The organism is Flavobacterium sp. KKT103, assembly GCF_055640565.1.
Genome location: NZ_CM145766.1, coordinates 2,065,287 through 2,085,247 on the forward strand (window position 1 = coordinate 2,065,287; position 19,961 = coordinate 2,085,247).

Below are 19,961 nucleotides of genomic sequence, written 5' to 3' on the forward strand. Positions count from 1 at the left end.
TCCTAAATACCATGGGTATAGTACTAAATCAGTCTTTAAAAAATACGATAATCACTTATATTGGTTTTGGGATTGGCGCTATCAATACAATTTTTTTATATCCTTATTTTTTAGGCGCTACATATTACGCGTTAACTAATTACATACTTTCGGCTTCAAGTATTGTTATGCCATTACTTGCTTTCGGAATGCAAAATACCTTGGTTAAGTTTTATTCGCAATGTAAAACGGAACAAGAGGAAGACCGGTTTCTCTCTTTCTCCGTCTTTTTTCCACTGGTCTTATCGGTTCCATTGTTGCTGATTGGCTGGTTCTTTTTTGATGAAATAGCAGCTTATTTTTCGAAAGAAAATCCAATCGTTAAAGAATTTTTATGGCTGATTCCTTTTACAGGATTGTGTATGGCATACTTCGAGATATTTTATGCTTGGGCGCGTGTACACATGCATTCCGTGTTTGGTAATTTTATTAAGGAGGTTGGATTACGTACATTTTCATTATTCGCGTTGATTGCTATTTATTACAATTGGATAACAATCGTACAGTTCGTTTATGTAACAGCGGCAATTTATTTTGTAGCTTTGATTGTAACGATGTTGTATGCTTTTTACTTAAAAAGACCTAACTTTCAACTTGGGCTTCCTCATAATTTTAAAGATATAGTTGTTTACACTTTTTTCATTATTTTATCAGGGAGTGTAGCTACTTTGTTGCTAGATATTGATAAGATTATGCTTAATCAATACATTAAAATAGAGAATATTGCCTATTATTCTATCGCTACGTACATTGCATTAGTTATCTCCGTTCCAAGTAGAGCGATGCATCAGATAGTGTATCCCATCACTGCAAAATTAATGCACGAAGACAAACAAGAGGAATTGAATGAACTTTATAAAAAGACTTCAATTAATTTACAAATCGTAGGTGGTTTTGTCATGCTTTGTATTTTTGTAAATATCAATCAGTTGTATGATATGATTCCTAAAGAGTATGGAGGAGGAGTTTTAGTCGTTTTTATGATTGGTTTGTCAAAGTATTTTGATTTAATTTTAGGAAATAACAATGCCATTATTTTCAATACAAAATATTATAGGGCAGTGTTGTTTTTAGGTGTTGTTTTAGTTTTGCTGACCGTTGTTTTAAATATGATTTTTATTCCAATTTTTGGTATTCTAGGTTCGGCTTTTGCTACATTACTTTCCATTACCCTATACAGTTTAGCTAAGTTAATGTTTGTTGTGAAACGCTTGCACTTGTATCCATTTACCAAAGAAACCGTTTATTCGATGTTTTTGACCTTTGGGTTGTTCTTGTTGTTTTATTTTTGGGAATTTCCTTTAAATCCCATAATTGCAATTATCTTAAAATCAATATTAGTAACCATTGCTTATGTTTATTTGAACTTTAAGTTTAAATTGTCGCTGCAAATCAATGAAGTCTTAGATGGATTATTGAAAAAATTCAAATTAACCAACTAAACATCTGCAATCAAGCTTACATGTGTTAATCACTAAATGTGGGTATTGACTTGGTTCTACATTCTTATTATTTTTGTTGTGTTATATTGAAAACTAGTTTTTGAAGTAAACACTACAATTATGAAAACAGATCAGTTTATTAGGGAAGAGGACTGGAAAAATTATCTTTCTATTTTGTCTTCAAAAGTAAATAGCGGGTTCGTTATTGAAGAAAAAAATGACAAACTACCTTTTGCGGTTTTATCCAAAGAAAATAGGAAAGTCAACCACAATTTTAACTTGCTACTCTGTTGCATCACTTTTGGACTTTGGTCACTCGTTTGGGGTTACTTATGTTACTCTTCAAATAAAAAAAAGAAAATATTGGTAGCGATTGATGAGGATGGAAAAACCTTTGTTGAGAACTGTTTTTAGTCTATATTTGGACTTTTCAAAATATAATTTCAAATTTTTTAGGACTTACTTATGAACAAAGCTATTGTTACTCTTGCACTTATTTTTATTAACTTTTCATTTCTTGCAGCTCAAACGGATCAGGACGTTGTTAAAGTAAAGGACTCTTCGGGAGTTATTAATTCGGTCAATCTTCCAAAAAAAAATAACGTAAAGATTAGTCTTACGAGTCTAGTTTTTAAAAATTATCAATTTCAATACGAAAGAAGTTTAACCAAAAGTATTGGAGTAGTTATAGGTTATAGTTTTATTCCAAAGGGAAGTGTGCCATTCAAGAGTCAGCTTAGCGAATTAACGTCAAGTAGCTCAAACTCACAAGGTATGTTCGATAATACTGAATTAGGTTATACCGCCTTTACACCAGAGGTTCGATTTTATTTAGGAAAAGGATATGGTAAAGGTTTTTATATTGCTCCTTTTTATAGAAATTTGACATACAATCTTACAGGTGTTAATTTTACCTATGATACAGATTTAGTAGGAGGACAGGCTGACATTGATCTAGGAGGAAAGTTAACTGCTAACACTTTCGGATTACAGTTTGGAGCACAATTTAATTTAGGGAAACACCTTATATTAGATTGGTGGATCGTAGGACCTCATTATGGAACATCTAAAGGTGACTTTGTTGGAGTTTCGTCAAGACCTTTAAATGCTTTTGAACAAAATGAATTACAAAAAGAACTAGATAACATTGAATTACCATTATCGGATGTTACCGCTAAAGTGAATGCTAATGGAGCGACTGTTAACATAAGTGGTCCATGGGCTGGGGTACGTAGTGGAATAAGTTTAGGTTACAGATTCTAGAACTAAAATAGATTGAAATAAAAAGCAGAAAAATAGTAGCTATTTTTCTGCTTTTTTATTTATAAAACTTCTTTTAAATAAACTCCAGTAATGGATTTTTTGTTTTTGGCAATTTCTTCAGGTGTACCTACTGCAAGCAATTGACCACCGTTCTCACCGCCTTCGGGTCCTAGATCAATAATCCAATCACCACATTTTATCAAGTCAAGGTTGTGTTCTATAACTAGAATAGAATGACCTTTTTCGATTAAAGCATCAAAGGAAGCCAAGAGCTTTTTAATATCATGAAAATGCAAACCAGTTGTAGGCTCATCAAATACAAAAAGAGCTTTATCTTTAGTTGCTCCTTTAACTAGAAAGGAAGCCAATTTGATACGTTGTGCTTCTCCACCAGAGAGCGTTGAGGACGATTGCCCTAATTGAACGTAACCCAAACCAACATCTTGCAATGGCTTTAGTTTTTGTGTAATCTTAGCTTGCTTATTATTCTCAAAAAACGCTACCGCATCATCGATAGTCATAGTTAGAATATCATGGATGTTTTTGTCGTTAAAGGTGACTTCAAGGACCTCTTTTTTAAAGCGTTTTCCATGACAGGTTTCACACGGTAATTGTACATCGGCCATAAAAACCATCTCTACATTAATCGAACCTTCACCTTTGCAGGTTTCACAACGTCCACCATCTACGTTAAACGAAAAATGTTTGGCTTGATACCCTCTTATCTGTGATAGTTTCTCTTTCGAAAATAAATCTCTAATATCATCATAGGCTTTAATGTAGGTAACGGGATTGGAGCGGGAGCTTCGTCCAATCGGGTTTTGATCTACATATTCAATATGTTTAATTTGAGAGAACGATCCTGTTATTTCGGTAAATTGTCCTGCTTTTTCTCCAATATTTTCTAGTTTTTTCTGCATTGCAGGAAAAAGGATTTTTTTAATAAGGGTACTTTTTCCACTACCTGAAACACCTGTAATAACGGTTAAAACATCCAATGGAAAAAGCACATCGATATTTTGTAGGTTATTTTCGCGAGCACCCTTAATTTCTACAAAGTTTTTAAACTTTCGTCGCTTTTTTGGGACTTCTATTTTTTCAGCTCCACTTAGGTATTTAGCAGTTAAGGAGTCGCATTTTAATATCTCAGCATAGGTTCCTTGCGCAACTAAATTTCCGCCAAATGTTCCTGCTTCAGGGCCAATATCAATGATCATATCGGCAGCTTTCATAATGTCTTCATCATGTTCCACTACAATAACTGTGTTGCCTAAATCTCGTAAGGATAGCAATACTTTGATCAACCGTTCGGTATCCTTTGGGTGTAAACCAATGCTGGGTTCATCAAGAATATACATGGAGCCAACTAAACTACTACCTAATGAGGTTGCTAGATTTATTCGTTGTGATTCTCCTCCTGAAAGCGAAGCGGAGTTTCGGTTTAAAGTTAGGTAGTCTAAGCCAACCTCGGTTAAAAAAGACAATCGATTATTAATCTCGGTTAATAAGCGTTTGGCAATTTGTTGTTCATAAACATCTAATTCTACGTTTTTGAAAAAGGTGACTAAATGCTTAATTGGCAAATCGACTAATTCAGAAACAGTTTTAGAATTGATTTTTACATATGAAGCTTCTATACGTAAGCGTTTTCCTTTACACGAATGGCATTTGGTTTTACCACGGTAACGGGAGAGCATAACTCTGTTTTGAATTTTATAATTTTTTTCTTCAAGCTCTTTAAAAAAGTCATCTAGACCCTGAAAATAGCTATTTCCCGTCCATAACAAATCTTTTTGTTCTTCTGTTAGCTGATAAAAGGGTTTGTGAATAGGGAAATCGAATTTGTATGCATTATTTACTAGTTCGTCTCGAAACCAACTCATACTATCGCCTCTCCAAGGAAATATGGCATTTTCATAGATAGATAAGGTTGTGTTGGGAACAACAAGTTCAGCATCGATCCCTATAATATTTCCATACCCTTCACAAACAGGGCAGGCGCCGTAAGGGTTGTTAAAGCTAAATAAATGGACATTAGGTTCTAAGAAAGAGATGCCGTCTAATTCGAAGTTGTTTGAATATTCGAATCGATTTGTTGTATTTAGCTCTTGTAAGTAACAAATGCCTTTTCCTTCGTAAAAAGCTGTTTGAACCGCGTCAGCTAATCTGTTGTAAAACTCTTCTTCGTCTTTTACAACTATACGATCGATAATTAAGGATGTTTTTTTAGGATCTAGTTTATGTTGGTCTATTTCATCCAAGCGAATCATTTGCTCACCAACTAAAATTCTTGAAAAACCTTGCTGTAATAATACCTTTAGCTTGTCCTCGAATTTCCGACCCTTTTCTAAATGAATAGGAGCTAATAGCAACCACTTACTTTCTAAAGGTAGCTTTTGAACATCGCTGACTACATCTGTGACTGTGTTTTTTTTAACCTCTTTTCCGGACACAGGCGAATAGGTTCTTCCAACGCGTGCAAAAAGGAGTTTCATGTAATCGTAGATTTCAGTAGATGTACCTACAGTCGATCTAGCATTGGTTGTGTTTACCTTTTGCTCTATAGCTATTGCAGGAGCAATTCCTTTTATATATTCGACTTTAGGTTTATCTAACCGACCAAGAAATTGTCGTGCATAGGAGGAAAGGCTTTCAACATAGCGACGCTGCCCTTCGGCATAAAGCGTATCAAAAGCCAAACTCGATTTACCTGAGCCCGAAAGTCCAGTAATAACTACAAGTTTATTTCTAGGAATGACTACATCTACATTTTTTAAGTTGTGTACCTGAGCCCCTTTTATGATTATATTTTTCTTTGGATCTATTTTAGAAAGGTCAATTTGCATAGAAAATAATGAATTTCTACAAAAGTAATCAATTTTCAACTGAGAACAGATCGTGAACAAATCATAAAATTGGTTAATAATGCAAGCATTAGCAATATAATTTTGATGGTTTAAAGGGAAAGGATTATGTTCTATTATTTTTGCACACCAAATTTTAAGTTTAAATTTGTTACAATCACAATTTTTAAAAGCTCAATTTTGAAAGCCAAATACTTATTATTTTTTTTAACTTTTTTTACAGCTGGTTTTGGTCAGGATTTGCCTCCAATAGTCAACTATGCGCCTAGTATATATGGAGCAGGAAATCAAAATTGGATGATTGCCCAAGGCAGTAACCAGTTTATCTATTTTGCAAATAATGACGGTTTATTAGAGTTTAACGGCTCTTCATGGAAATTATATCCTTCGCCAAACGAAACCATTATTCGCTCCGTGAAAGCAATCGGTGATCGTATTTATACCGGAAGTTATATGGAATTTGGATATTGGCTGCGCCAAAAGAACGGATTATTACAGTACTTTTCTATTAGTAAAGCCATTAAATCCAAACTTTTAGACGATGAACAAATTTGGAATATTTTAACCTATGAAGATCAAATTGTTTTTCAATCATTAAATAGAATTTATATTTATAATCCTAAAAAAGGAAGTTTTACCATTATAGCACCACAAAAACCAATAATTAAGGCTTATAGCACCGTTAATGCTGTTTTTTATCAGGTAAGTAATTCAGGTTTGTTTGAAATTGAGGGTGGTAAAAGTAAACTAGTTTCGAACCACGCCGCAGTTAAAAACAATCACATTGTAAATGTTTTTTTGAAAGGAGAACGACTGTTAATCTCCACACAAATGCAGGGTTTTTATGAATTAGATGCAGGAAAAGTTTCAAAATTCAATACTGAAATTGATTCGTATTTGCAAGATGGAAGTGTTTATAGTTGTGAGTCCATAGCTGATGATGGTTATGTTTTAGGTACGGTTTCGAGTGGTATTTATGTGCTAGATAAGAACGGAAAAGTTAATTATCATATCACACAACGCAATGGTTTGAGTAACAACACCGCACTATCCTTATACGAAGATGTAGATAAAAATGTATGGGTGGGACTTGATAATGGAATCAACTGTATAAATATGCAATCACCAATCCAGAGTTTTGTTGATAATTCAGGTGATTTAGGAACTATTTATACCTCTAAATTATTCGAAGGTCATTTATATGTTGGAACAAATCAAGGTTTGTTTTATAAGAAGTATAAAAGTAAGGATCAGTTTAAATTTATCAAAGGGACAAAGGGACAAGTATGGTCTATTTTTGAACACGATGGGACACTTTTTTGTGGACACGATAGAGGAACTTTTACTGTTAAAGATGGTAACGCTACTAATATATTTGCAAATTCGGGTACATGGAAATTTACAACAGTTCCCGGTAATACTGATTTACTATTACAAGGAAATTATTATGGACTATCTGTTCTAGAAAAGCGTTCCAATAAGTGGTATTTTCGAAATAAACTAAAGGGATTTGATTATTCCTGTAAATACTTTGAAATAACGGATGATTTCGAAATTTATGTTAGCCATGAATACAAAGGAGTTTTTAGGATAATCGCTGATAAAACTTTAAAGGAACGCCTGCACTACACAGCATATGAAAGTCCTATAAAAGGAAAAAATGCCAGTTTAGTAAAATTTAATAATTCTATTTTTTATGCATACAAAGGTGGTGTGTACAAATTAAACGATAAGACAAAAGAATTTCAAAAAGATAAATTATTAAGCTCGGTTTTTGAAAAAGATGAATATACCTCGGGGAAAATGATTGTGGATGATTCTAATAAAATATGGTTGTTTTCGAAAAACTATATTAATTATTACACCGCCAGTAAATTTAGCTCCCAATTAAAAAAGAATAGCATCCCCATTCCTGTTTCTCTTACTAATTCTATGTTAGGGTATGAGAATATTACTCAGTTATCAGCATTTACATATCTATTTGGTACTACAGATGGATATTATGCTATGGATATTAATGACTTAATTTTTAAAAAATATAAGGTTTTAATATCTGCGGTAGTTTCTAATGCATTGGATCAAGAGAGCCAAACAAATGATATTGATAAGGAAGGTAATTTTCATCATAGCGCTAACAATATAAATATTTATTATACGGTACCGGAATACAATAAGTATATAAATGTGGAGTACAAGTATATCTTAGAAGGCTTTCAAAATCAATGGAGTGAATGGAATACAAAAGCAGTTGTAAGCTTTAAGAATTTACCTCCAGGTGATTATGTGTTTAAAGTAAAGGCTAAATATGCAAATTCAAATTTAGATAGTAGTGCAGACTACTCTTTTACCATTTTAAAACCATGGTATGCAACCCACTTAGCCCTTGTTATTTATTTTATTTTGGCCATAGTAGGTATTCGTTTTGCTCATGGTTATTACAATCGCTACTACGAACGACAAAAAGAAAAATTGATAGAGGAGAATAATTTATTATTGGAGATAAAGGAATTGGAGAATAACCAGCAAGTAATGCGATTAAAAAACGAGCAATTATCTGAGAATGTAAATGCAATAAATAAAGAACTCGCTGCTTCCACAATGAGCTTAATTAGTAAAAATGAACTATTAGAATTTATCAAAGCAGATTTAAAAAAGACTGCTGTTGACGAAAACAGAAGTATAAAATCAGTAATAACTACTATTAATAGAAATATTACCGGTAAAGATTCATGGAGTGTTTTTAAGGAAGCATTTGAAAATTCAGATAAAGAATTTTTCAAAAAGATCAAAGCACTTCATCCATCTCTGACATCAAATGATTTGCGATTATGTGCTTATTTAAGACTCAATTTAAGTTCAAAGGAGATAGCACCGTTGCTCAATATATCCGTACGAAGCGTTGAAATAAAAAGATACCGATTGCGTAAAAAGATGAATTTATCGCATGAACAGGGACTCGCTGAGTATATATTAGCTGTATAGTTGCAGCTTAAAAAATCAAAAATAACTATACATCACCACAACATTAACGTTATTGTTGTGGTTTTTTGTTTTCTGATGTATTTGCTTTTGAGGATTTAAGGCTAAAAAGCGGTTGTTTTATCGGGTATTAACAATAAATCGAGGTTTTTTTTGAATTGTATGTTTTTTGTTGAGGTTATTTTTGTGTATTTAAAAGTTAACCCTGCTAAATTTACAATTCACACTAAACCTAATTTTATGAAGTCAAACTATCTATTAATTCTGTTTCTGCTATTGACATCTTTTGGTTTTGCCCAAGGAGTCGAAGTAGGTGGAGTTGTAAAAGAAGCAATCTCTGGTTTACCGATACCAGGAGTAAATGTTCAAGTTAAAAACGGAACTGCAAATACGGCTACCGATATGGATGGACGTTTTAATTTAAAAAATGTTGCAACGGGATCAGTAGTAGTTTTTTCTTATATCGGGTATAAAAGCTATGAATATAAGGTTAGCTCTACAAATAGCACACTTTCAATTGGATTACAAGAAGATTCAAAATTATTGAATGAAGTAGTCGTAATTGGATACGGAAGTCAAAAAAAGAAAGAAGTTACTGGAGCTGTTTCTACGGTAGATAGTAAAACGCTAGAAGTTTTAAAACCGGTTAGGATAGAACAAGCATTACAAGGAACTGTCTCAGGTGTAAATGTTACCTCGCAATCCGGTTCTCCTGGAGCTGCTTTAGACATTCGTATTAGAGGTATTGCTACAAATGGTGATGCGAAACCACTAACTATTATAGACGGATACATTGGTGAATTAGGGTTATTAAATCCTAATGATGTTGAAACTATTACTGTTTTAAAAGATGCACAGGCGGCTATTTATGGTTCAGCGGCAGCTAATGGTGTAATTCTTATTACCACTAAAACGGGTAAAAAGAATTCGAAGGGTAAAATTGCTTATAACACGTATACAGGTTTTCAAGAATCATCACGAATTCTACCGACCTTAAATGCAACTGAGTATGCATTAATTTTAAATGAAAGCTATGCTAATAGCGGGAATGTTATTCCTTTTCCTAACGTTAGTACTTTGGGTAAAGGAACTAATTGGCAAAACGAGACTTTAAGTACTGGAGTACCTATATTAAGTCATGATTTAACTTTTTCAGGGGGTTCTGATAAAATTACTTATTCTGTTAGTGGGTCCCACTTAGATCAAGAAGGTATTGTAGGTAGAGGAAAGTCTGGTTTTTTAAGAAACACAGCAAGAATATCATTGGCTGCTGATGTAACAGATCGGTTAAAGCTAAAAACGAATGCTATTTACACTTACTTTACTAGAAGAACTTTACCTGAGAACGGTAATGCTTCTGTTTTATTAAATGCTGTAAATGCTCCTTCTACTATCGCACCGTATGATAACACAGGTAATTTTTCACAGTTCCCCGGAGGTTCTCTAGGAAATGAAATGATTAATCCTTTGGCACAAATTGCTAATACCTACAATGATTATAATTTTAAGCAGTTGAGCGGTAATTTCGGGTTAGATTATAAATTTACTTCTGCCTTTGTTTTAAGCAGTACGATTGGATTCAAAACTGCCAATAGTGAGGGAAAATCTTTTTCACCAGTACTTAATTATGGCAGTGGAAAAGTATTTAATACAACTAGGTCCTCAGTTTCTCAAAATGCGGTTAATGATAACAACTACTCATTTGATTTGTTTGCTACTTATACTAAAACAATCGCAAACGATCATAAAGTGGTAGGGATGATTGGGAATACCATTTTTAAGGAATATGGTAATGGACTCTTTGCTACTGGTTTTGATGTGCCAAACAATTCATGGGAATTTGCAGATATCGCACTGGCAAATGGAGCTCCTGCGCCAGGAACAATTCCAGTTGGATCGTATGTATATGATGAGAGACGACTTTCTTATTTTGGAAGAGTACAGTACGATTATAAAGGAAAGTATCTCTTGTCAGGAATGATAAGACGTGATGGTTCTACTAAATTTGGACCAGGTAAAAAATTTGGTTATTTCCCGTCCGTAACTGCAGGTTGGATTATTTCTGATGAAGGTTTCTTTGGCGAATCTAAAACAGTAAATTTCTTGAAATTAAGAGGAAGTTACGGAATTGTAGGTAATGACGCTATTCCAAATAATGGTTATATTTCGCAGTTGACTGGGGAAGCTACCTATGTTTTTGATGGCGCATTGGTCAATGGTCGAGCAGGTGGTCAAATTCCTAATCCAAATTTGAAGTGGGAGGAAGCTAAGAAATTTGATATTGGTTTGGATATGAATTTGTTTAACAACAAGCTGACTCTAGTTGCTGATTATTTTATAGATACTCGTGCTGATTTATTAATTGCAAACATACCCGTTTCTGGTATCTCAGGAGGTCAAGCACCTGGGGCATCTAATCCAACTATTAATGCTGGAACGGTTAGAAATGAAGGAATCGAATTTTCAGCCAATTTCAGTAATAAGTTTTCGGATGATTTTAATATGAGCTTAGGGTATAATGTAACCGTTTTAAGAAATAACGTAACCTTTATGGGAACTCCGTTTATTGAAGGTGGTTCTTTCGGTATTGGTCAACAGGCACCGTCTAGAATGCAGGTAGGACATTCGATTGGATATTTTTACGGTTTAAAAACCAATGGAGTATTTCAAAATCAACAAGAGGTAAATGATGCTCCATCTCAAGCAGAGTTAGGCGTGGCTGCTTCTCCGGGTGATATTCGCTATGTAGATGTTAATGGTGATGGAAAAATTAATTTTGATGACCGTACTGATATTGGTGATCCAATACCAGCGGCAACAATGGGATTTAATTTGCAGTTCAATTATAAAGCGATCGATTTCTCTATGTATACGTTTGCTTCATTAGGTAACAATATGGTCCGTAACTACGAAAGTATTGCACCTGATGCCAATCGTTTGAATTACGTTTTAGGTAGATGGACCGGTGAGGGAACGAGTACTACAAATCCTAGAGTTACTACTGCAGCTACTACTAATAAATTATTTTCAGACTATTTTGTTGAAGACGCTTCTTATGTTAGAATTCAAAACATACAAATAGGATATTCTGTTAATCCAAATGTGATTGAAAAAGTTGGCATCAGTAAAGTACGTCTTTATGCAGGTGTAAATAACTTATACACTTTCACTAAATACAAAGGCTTTGATCCAGGTGCCTCTAATGGTGCGCCTATAGGAGGAGGAATCGATTACGGATTCTATCCTATTCCAAGAACATATATGTTAGGTTTAAACATTAATTTTTAATTCACACAAAAATGAAAAAACATTTATTTATAAGCATATTAACGTTATCCGTTTTTGCTACAGTTACCATTTCATGCAGTGATGATTTTGTTAATCGACCGGTAGAATATTCGATCGATTCCGAGAATTATTTTAACTCAAAATCAGATTATGACAATGCTTTAATAGCAGCGTATGATATGTTGCATTCCACTTTTATTAATGTCCTAATGGGCGAGATTGCATCAGATAATACCTTTGCGGGAGGAAATAGCCCTACGGATGTTCCCGGTTACCAACAAATAGATCAAATGACGCACAGTCCCGTAAATGCAAATTTAAAACAATTGTGGGATTGGATGTTTGCTGGTGTTCAAAGAGCTAATTATATTCTTGAATTTAAAAATAAAACCGATTTCCAAGGAAAAAACCAAATTATTGCAGAGGCTCGTTTTTTAAGAGCTTATTATCAGTTTGAATTGGTTAAATGGTTTGGTGGTATACCAATGAAAGGGGATGCCCGTTTTGCACCAGGAGATGAAAAGTCTATCCCTCGTTCTACAGTCACAGAGGTATATGCTTCAATACAAAATGACCTTATTTTTGCTGCCGCTAATTTGTCAGCTATCCCAGCTCAAAAGGGTAGAGCTACTAGTGGTGCAGCTCTTGCATTGTTGGGTAAAGCCTATTTGTATGACAAAAAATACGATAAAGCAGCTGAAACATTTGATAAATTAATTGCTACAGGAAACTATAGATTAGTTAAAACCACTGATTTAACGCCACAACAAATTAGTAGTGGTTTGTCGGCCTTTGGGAGTATTTTTGAAGATGCTGGAGAGAACGGACCAGAGTCTGTTTTTGAGGTGCAATACACAGATGTAGAAGGAGCAAGTTATGGTGCTTTGCAAGCCAGTGAGGGAAATGTGGCAGTTGGTTTTGCTGGACCTTTTGGGTACGTTGGTCCAACGTTTGCAGATGGGAATAATTTTAATTTACCTACTCCAAAGATAGTAAGTGCTTTTGAAGCTGGTGACTCTAGAAAAGCAGTGACAATTTTAGATATGGTGGCTTGGATTGCTCAAAACCCAGGAACGAGCTACACGAAACAAAATCAAGATACAGGATATTTCAACAGAAAATACATCCCTAGAACAAGAAGGCCAGAGGCTGCTGGAGATGTTAAACTTACGAGTCCTAATAACTACAGAGCCATCCGTTATGCTGATGTTTTATTAATGGCAGCTGAGGCACACAATAAAAGTACGACTCCAAATGATGGAAGAGCAAGAACGTACTTGAATGAGGTTAGAGCGAGAGCTTTTGGAGATAATAATCACAATATTACCGCATCAGGAGCAGCCTTAGCTGATTTTATTCAAGCAGAAAGAAGAGTAGAATTAGCCGGTGAAGGATTCCGTTTCTTTGACCTAGTGAGAACAGGAAAGGCAGTTCAAGAAATACCAAATTTTAAGGCTAATAAAAATGAGTTATTTCCACTACCGATTGAAGAAATTCAATTTGCAAACGGTAATTGGGCGCAAAATCCTGGATATTAATTTAATAAATACATTATGAAAAATATAAAATATATAGCAAGTCTTATCGCAGCAGTTCTAGTTGTAAGTTGCTCATCAGAGAGCGATTTAATGGACCTAGGAGTGGTAGGTGCGCCCGCAAATATCTCTGCTCTAACGACTATAACGCAAGATAATACTGGTAATGTTACTTTTATTCCAAGAGGTGAGGGAGTAACGCAGTACGAGATATACTTTGGTGATGGCACAGCTACACCAGCTTATGTACGACCAGGGGAAACCGTGACGCATAAATACAAAGAGGGTAAATTTCAATCCAAGATTGTTGGTATGACTGTAAACGGAAAAAAGACTGAGGTTGTTCAAGAAGTTACTGTTTCATTTTTAGCGCCTAGAAATTTTGAGCCAACAATTACGATCGGAAGTAATCTCTCGATCAATGTGTCTGCCAAAGCAGAATTAGAAACTTTTTTTCAAGTTTATTATGGTGATGTTGTTAATGAAGTGCCTGTAGATTTTATGGAAGGTGAGGTTAAAACGCATACTTACAAAGCAGCAGGAACCTATCAAGTTCGTATCGTAGCTTTAAGCGGTGGTGCAGCCAAGACGGAAAAGACACAAAGTGTAACAGTTACCAATTTAGTTGCAGCACCAGTTCCAACTATCCCAGCAGCAAATGTGATTTCAATGTTTAGTGATAGCTACACAAATGTAAATGTAGATACATGGAGAACTTCATGGTCGCAAGCTAACCTAGAGGAAATCGACATAAGCGGAAATAAAGCGAAAAAATATAGTAGTCTAAATTTTGTTGGTGTCGAAGCAACGACAAATCCAATAAATGCCTCTGCAATGACCTTTTTTCATACCGATATTTGGTCATCGGATTGTACAGAGTTCAAAGTTAAACTAGTTGATTTTGGTGCTAATGGTGTATTTGGTGGTGGAGACGATAAAGAACATGAAATCACTATTTCTAATCCTGATAAAGAAAAATGGGTGAGTTTAGACCTTCCTTTAAGCAGTTTTACTGGCTTAACAACTCGTTCTCACATTGCTCAAATAATTTTTGTTGGAGCGCCATCAGGTGCTACTACAGTATATGTAGATAATGTGTTCTTTTATAACCTTGCAGGTTCAATAACTGCTGCTCCTGCACCAACAGTGGCTGCGTCAAAAGTGATTTCTATGTTTAGTGATAGCTATACTAATGTTACTGTTGATACTTGGAGAACATCGTGGTCTCAAGCTAATTTAGAAGATGTTGTAATTAGTGGAAACAATACTAAAAAATACACTGCACTTAATTTTGTTGGAATTGAAACTATAGCTAATCCTATTAATGCTTCGGCTATGACACATTTTCATACGGATGTTTGGTCTTCAGATTTTACTGAATTTAGAGTTAAATTAGTTGACTTAGGTGCTAATGGAGTATTTGGTGGTGGAGACGATGTAGAACATGAAGTAGTAATTCCTTCACCAGCTAAAGGAGTTTGGGTTTCACTAGATATTCCTTTAAGTTCTTTTACTGGATTAACTACAAAATCTCACATTGGTCAGTTGATATATGTAGGAGCACCAGCAGGTAGCAATACTGTCTATGTCGATAATGTTTACTTTCATAATTAAGAATAGTATTTAAAATCACATAAACAAATGGACTACAAATTAATTAATTAGAATTAATTTTTTTAAAAAAAGATAAAGATGAAAAGAATACTAATAAAAATAGTAGCGGTTTTTAGCCTTCTACTTATGATTAATTGTCAAGAGGACAATCTAAGTTTTGGATCATTAGCAGCTCCCTCCAGTCTACAGGTTACGGCCGAAATTATTGGAAAAACGGTAGCAAAGCCTAATGGAGACGGTTCTGGAAAGGTAAAGTTTACCAGTAAGGCGACTAACGCGATATCTTACAAGTATATTTTTAACGATGGTACTTCTCAAAATTCTCCAAGCGGAATATTTGAAAACACTTTTTTAACACCTGGTGTTAATACGTATACCGTTACTGTAATAGCGTCAGGAGCTGGTGGTGTATCCACTAATACAACAATTGAGGTTACTGTTTTTAGCGATTTTAAAGACGAACAAGCTGTTCAATTTTTAACAGGAGGATCAAGTAAAAAATGGTATTGGGCACAAACAGAGGCCGGTCACTTGGGTGTTGGTCCAAACGTAGCATGGTCAGATGCTAACTTTGGTACGCAAAACTATTATCCGTCATTCTACGGTGCGCAACCTAATGAAAAATCAGGTACTTGTCTTTATAAAAGTGAAATGACATTTTCGTTAGTAGCTAATGTCATGAAGTTCCAATTAGATAACAAAGGCCAAACGTATTATAACGGAGCCTTTAAAGGTGGAGGTGATGATGCTTGTTATGATCTAAACACCAGTGGTTTAAAAACGGTAACTTTAAGTAAGTCAGAGTCATTTGTTAGTAAAAATCCAGATGCCGCTACGCAAACCAGAGGAACGGTTTTAAATATTGCTGATGGTGGTTTTATGGGTTATTTTGTAGGAACAAGTTCATACGAGATACTTTCTATTACGGATAATCGTTTGAGAGTGAGAGTTGTTCAATCAGGTAATCCTTTCTTAGCTTGGTATCATATTTTTACAACTACTCCGCCAACTTCTTCTGCTTCACCAACAGACTACACAGTTTTGAAATTCTCTGATGAGTTTAATACTGATGGTGCTCCGGATCCTACCAAATGGGGATATGATTTAGGTGCTGGTGGTTGGGGAAACAATGAGTCCCAAAGTTATACTTCTGCAGCTGATAATGTTAGTGTTTCAGGAGGAACGCTAAAAATAACCGCTAAGAAAGTAGGCTCAAGCTATACTTCTGCAAGACTAAAATCAGAGAATAAATTTGAATTTACCTACGGGAAGGTTGAAGTTAGGGCTAAACTAACAACCGGTGCGGGTACATGGCCTGCTATCTGGATGCTGGGAGAGAACTATGCTACGAATACTTGGCCAGCTTGTGGTGAAATTGATATTATGGAATTCAAAGGAAGTCAACCTACTACCGTTTATGGTACGCTACATTATCCTGGTAATTCAGGAGGAAACGGAAATAGTAATTCTACAACAGTAACTAATGCAGCTTCTCAGTTTCATGTTTATAAAACCATATGGACACCAGCTTCTGTAAAGATATATGTTGATGATGTACTTTTTCATACAGTAGCCAATACAGCTTCGTTGCCATTTAATAAGGATTTCTTTTTAATTCTTAATGTAGCAATGGGAGGAAACTTTGGAGGTGCTATTGATCCTGCCTTTACACAATCTTCAATGGAGATTGATTATGTTAGGGTTTATCAATAACCAATTAAATCATAAATAAAGGTCGAAAGTAATTTCGACCTTTACATTTAAATAAATGAAGATGAAAATTATAAAGTGTTTTTCTTTTCTTTTTGTTGCACTAATTATCTTTAGCTGTAGTCAAAAAGTAGTACAGCCACAGCAAATGTTGGTAGTGCAAAATAAAATAGAAACTCGAGTGGACTCTGTGATCAAATTAATGACCTTGGAGGAAAAAATTGGACAGCTGAATCAATACAACGGTTTTTGGGAAATAACAGGACCCACTCCCAAGGAAGGACAGGCAGCAAAGAAATATGACGACTTGAAAAAAGGTTTGGTGGGTTCGATGTTGAATGTTAAAGGAGTAAAGGATGTTAAAGCTTTGCAAAAGATCGCTGTTGAAGAAACACGCTTGGGTATACCTTTACTTTTTGGATTTGACGTAATACATGGATACAAAACGATTAGTCCTATACCTTTAGCAGAGGCGGCTAGCTGGGACTTGATTGCTATTAAAAAATCAGCAAAAATAGCTGCTGAGGAAGCGGCGTCGGTTGGTCTCAATTGGACGTTTGCTCCAATGGTGGATGTGGCTCGTGATGCACGTTGGGGCCGCGTAATGGAAGGTGCTGGAGAGGATCCTTATTTAGGAAGTCTCATCGCAGCAGCTCGGGTACAAGGATTTCAAGGAGATGATTTAAAAGCTAGAAATACCATTTTAGCATGTGCTAAACATTTTGCAGGTTATGCTTTTGCTGAATCAGGTAGAGATTATAATACAGTCGATGTTAGTGAATCGACGCTTCAAAATATCATTTTTCCTCCTTTTAAGGCTGCTGCTGATGCAGGGGTGCGAACTTTTATGAATTCTTTCAACGAATTGAACGGAATACCAGCAACGGGTAATTCGTATTTGCAGAGACAAATATTGAAAGGTGAATGGAAATTTGATGGATTTGTAGTCTCTGATTGGGGTTCTATTAATGAAATGATAGCACATGGTTATGCAAAAGATAGTAAGCAGGCCGCTGAAATTGCTATGAATGCAGGCTCTGATATGGATATGGAATCAAGTGCTTATGTGGATCACTTGGTAGCTTTGGTTAAAGAAGGTAAAGTCAAAGAAGCTCTTATTGATGATGCTGCAAGACGAATTTTGAAAGTTAAATTTGAATTGGGACTATTTGATAATCCTTATTTATATTGTGATGAAAACTACGAAAAAGAAACGGTAGGTAAAGCAGCTTTCCAAGAAGGTGTCTTAGATATGGCTAAGAAATCAATTGTTCTCTTGAAAAATGAAAACCAATTACTTCCTTTAAAAAAATCAGGTCAAAAAATTGTAGTAATCGGAGCTTTAGCAAATGATAAAACAAGTCCGCTAGGAAGCTGGCGAATCGCTGCCGATGACAATTCTGCTGTTTCACTATTAGAAGGGCTGCAGCAGTACAAAGGAAACCAAATCTCCTATGTTAAAGGTGCAGATGTCGTGACAGGAAGAACACAGTTTGTTTGGGAAACTAAAATTAATACAACTGATAAGTCAGGTTTTGCAGAAGCAATTGCAGCCGCTAAAGGGGCTGATGTAGTAATTATGTCATTAGGGGAACATGGTTTACAATCTGGGGAAGGACGAAGTAGGGCAGAAATTGGTTTGCCAGGTGTACAACAAGAATTATTAGAAACAATTTACAAAGTAAATAAAAATATAGTTTTGGTACTTAACAACGGACGACCGTTAACGATTCCGTGGGCAGCGGATACTATTCCTGCAATAGTTGAAGGCTGGCAATTAGGAACACAAAGCGGAAATGCAATTGCACAAGTTTTATACGGGGATTACAATCCAAGCGGAAAATTACCAATGACTTTTCCTAGAAGCGTGGGCCAATTGCCTCTTTACTATAACTATAAAAATACAGGTCGACCAATAATGAATGAACCCGAAAGTGTTTTCTGGTCTCATTATACTGACGAAAAAAACACAGCTGTTTATCCTTTTGGTTTTGGATTGAGTTATACTAAATTTGAGTATTCTAATCTTAAACTAAACCGTGATACTTTCAATACGACTGATGAAATTGAGGTATCAGTTAATGTTAAAAACACAGGTAAGTATGCTGGTAAGGAAGTGGTACAGCTGTATATTAGAGATGAAATAGCATCAGTAACCCGTCCAGTTAAAGAGCTTAAAGGTTTTGAAATGATCGAGTTACAACCTGGGCAATCTAAGGATGTACTTTTTAAAATTAATAAAAAAACAATTGAATTTTTTACAGCAAATCGTAAATGGGAGTCTGAGGAGGGCGATTTTAAAGTCTTTGTTGGTACTAACTCTGATACTACGCTTGAAAAAAGGTTCAGTTATCGAAATGACTAAATAATGAAAAAACAAATAGTAATACTGTTGTTTAGCACGCTAGCTATAGCTCAACCCAAAGGTAAAAAATTGGTATGGGAAGAGCAGTTCAGTGGAAAGGAATTAAACGCGAAAGATTGGAATTTAGAAGTTGGTGATGGTTGTCCTAACTGTGGCTGGGGTAATAATGAAAGACAATTGTATTCCAAGGAAAACCATCATTTGGTTGATGGCAATTTAATAATTGTTGCTTCTAATAAGGAGGGAAAATATGCAGCTACGAGAATGAATACCAAGGGCAAAAAGGAATTCACTTATGGCTATATAGAGGCGAGAGCTAAAATACCGCGTGGTCAAGGAATTTGGCCCGCTTTTTGGATGCTAGGAGCAAATATTGATCAAGTAGGTTGGCCTAAATGTGGTGAAATTGATATTTTAGAATACGTAGGTAAAGAGCCTAGTACTATATTCACTTCCTTGCATACCCAAGATAGCCATGGTAATACTATTAATACTAAAAAAACGAAATTTGAGGGCATAGATCAGGGTTTTCATTTGTATGCTATTGATTGGACTAAAGATAAAATCGATTTTTTCGTGGATCATAAATTAGTATATTCGTTTAACCCAACGGTGAAAAATGAGAATACTTGGCCATATGATAAGCCTTTTTTTATCTTGATAAATGTAGCTATCGGAGGTAATTTTGGTGGCCCTGAGGTTGACGATACAATCTTTCCACAGGAGTTTTTAATTGACTATGTCAAAGTGTATCAATAATGTATAGAAGTGGAACGGAGAGTTAGCACGATGTATAACAATGTATTACCTTAAAAAATATTTTTTGAAACGTTAAAATGCAAAAAATATTTTTTTATTGGTG

The 19,961-nt window shown here is 35.0% G+C and carries 11 protein-coding genes; 10 read left to right on the forward strand and 1 reads right to left on the reverse strand.

Annotation, left to right across the window (positions count from 1 at the left end; translation table 11 throughout):
* The first annotated feature begins 11 nt into the window (after window positions 1-11).
* From ACZ2G0_RS08935 to ACZ2G0_RS08945, 3 genes are all read left to right on the forward strand, one after another.
* Window positions 12-1,481, forward strand: a complete 1,470-nt coding sequence (locus ACZ2G0_RS08935; protein ID WP_470307328.1) for a lipopolysaccharide biosynthesis protein — start codon at window positions 12-14, stop codon at window positions 1,479-1,481.
* A gap of 120 nt (window positions 1,482-1,601) precedes the next feature.
* Window positions 1,602-1,895 (forward strand): hypothetical protein, encoded by a 294-nt coding sequence (locus ACZ2G0_RS08940; protein WP_470307329.1) that lies wholly within the window; start codon window positions 1,602-1,604, stop codon window positions 1,893-1,895.
* A gap of 51 nt (window positions 1,896-1,946) precedes the next feature.
* Window positions 1,947-2,744, forward strand: a complete 798-nt coding sequence (locus tag ACZ2G0_RS08945) for a DUF3575 domain-containing protein (RefSeq protein WP_470307330.1) — start codon at window positions 1,947-1,949, stop codon at window positions 2,742-2,744.
* A gap of 59 nt (window positions 2,745-2,803) precedes the next feature.
* Here the strand turns inward: ACZ2G0_RS08945 and uvrA are convergent, their stop codons facing one another.
* Window positions 2,804-5,590 (reverse strand): excinuclease ABC subunit UvrA, encoded by a 2,787-nt coding sequence (uvrA, locus tag ACZ2G0_RS08950; RefSeq protein ID WP_470307331.1) that lies wholly within the window; start codon window positions 5,588-5,590, stop codon window positions 2,804-2,806.
* Between the two features lie 198 nt (window positions 5,591-5,788).
* Between uvrA and ACZ2G0_RS08955 the strand changes: the two genes are divergently transcribed.
* The 7 genes from ACZ2G0_RS08955 (at window position 5,789) to ACZ2G0_RS08985 (ending at window position 19,858) form a co-directional block, all read left to right on the forward strand.
* Window positions 5,789-8,590 carry a helix-turn-helix and ligand-binding sensor domain-containing protein gene (locus tag ACZ2G0_RS08955; RefSeq protein WP_470307332.1) on the forward strand — a complete coding sequence of 934 codons (2,802 nt, stop codon included), beginning with the start codon at window positions 5,789-5,791 and terminating at the stop codon, window positions 8,588-8,590.
* A gap of 237 nt (window positions 8,591-8,827) precedes the next feature.
* Entirely contained in the window at window positions 8,828-11,875 is a 3,048-nt protein-coding gene (locus ACZ2G0_RS08960; protein ID WP_470307333.1) for a SusC/RagA family TonB-linked outer membrane protein, read from the forward strand.
* An 11-nt stretch (window positions 11,876-11,886) separates the two neighbouring features.
* Window positions 11,887-13,413 (forward strand): RagB/SusD family nutrient uptake outer membrane protein, encoded by a 1,527-nt coding sequence (locus ACZ2G0_RS08965; RefSeq protein WP_470307334.1) that lies wholly within the window; start codon window positions 11,887-11,889, stop codon window positions 13,411-13,413.
* Between the two features lie 15 nt (window positions 13,414-13,428).
* On the forward strand, window positions 13,429-15,024 hold the full coding sequence (locus ACZ2G0_RS08970) for a hypothetical protein (RefSeq protein WP_470307335.1): 1,596 nt from the start codon (window positions 13,429-13,431) through the stop codon (window positions 15,022-15,024).
* Window positions 15,025-15,102: 78 nt separating this feature from the next.
* A complete protein-coding gene (locus ACZ2G0_RS08975; protein ID WP_470307336.1) occupies window positions 15,103-16,737 on the forward strand; it encodes a family 16 glycosylhydrolase in 1,635 nt (544 codons plus the stop codon).
* Window positions 16,738-16,792: 55 nt separating this feature from the next.
* Window positions 16,793-19,099 carry a beta-glucosidase BglX gene (bglX, locus tag ACZ2G0_RS08980; protein ID WP_470307337.1) on the forward strand — a complete coding sequence of 769 codons (2,307 nt, stop codon included), beginning with the start codon at window positions 16,793-16,795 and terminating at the stop codon, window positions 19,097-19,099.
* Window positions 19,100-19,102: 3 nt separating this feature from the next.
* Entirely contained in the window at window positions 19,103-19,858 is a 756-nt protein-coding gene (locus tag ACZ2G0_RS08985; protein ID WP_470307338.1) for a glycoside hydrolase family 16 protein, read from the forward strand.
* Window positions 19,859-19,961 lie beyond the last annotated feature (103 nt).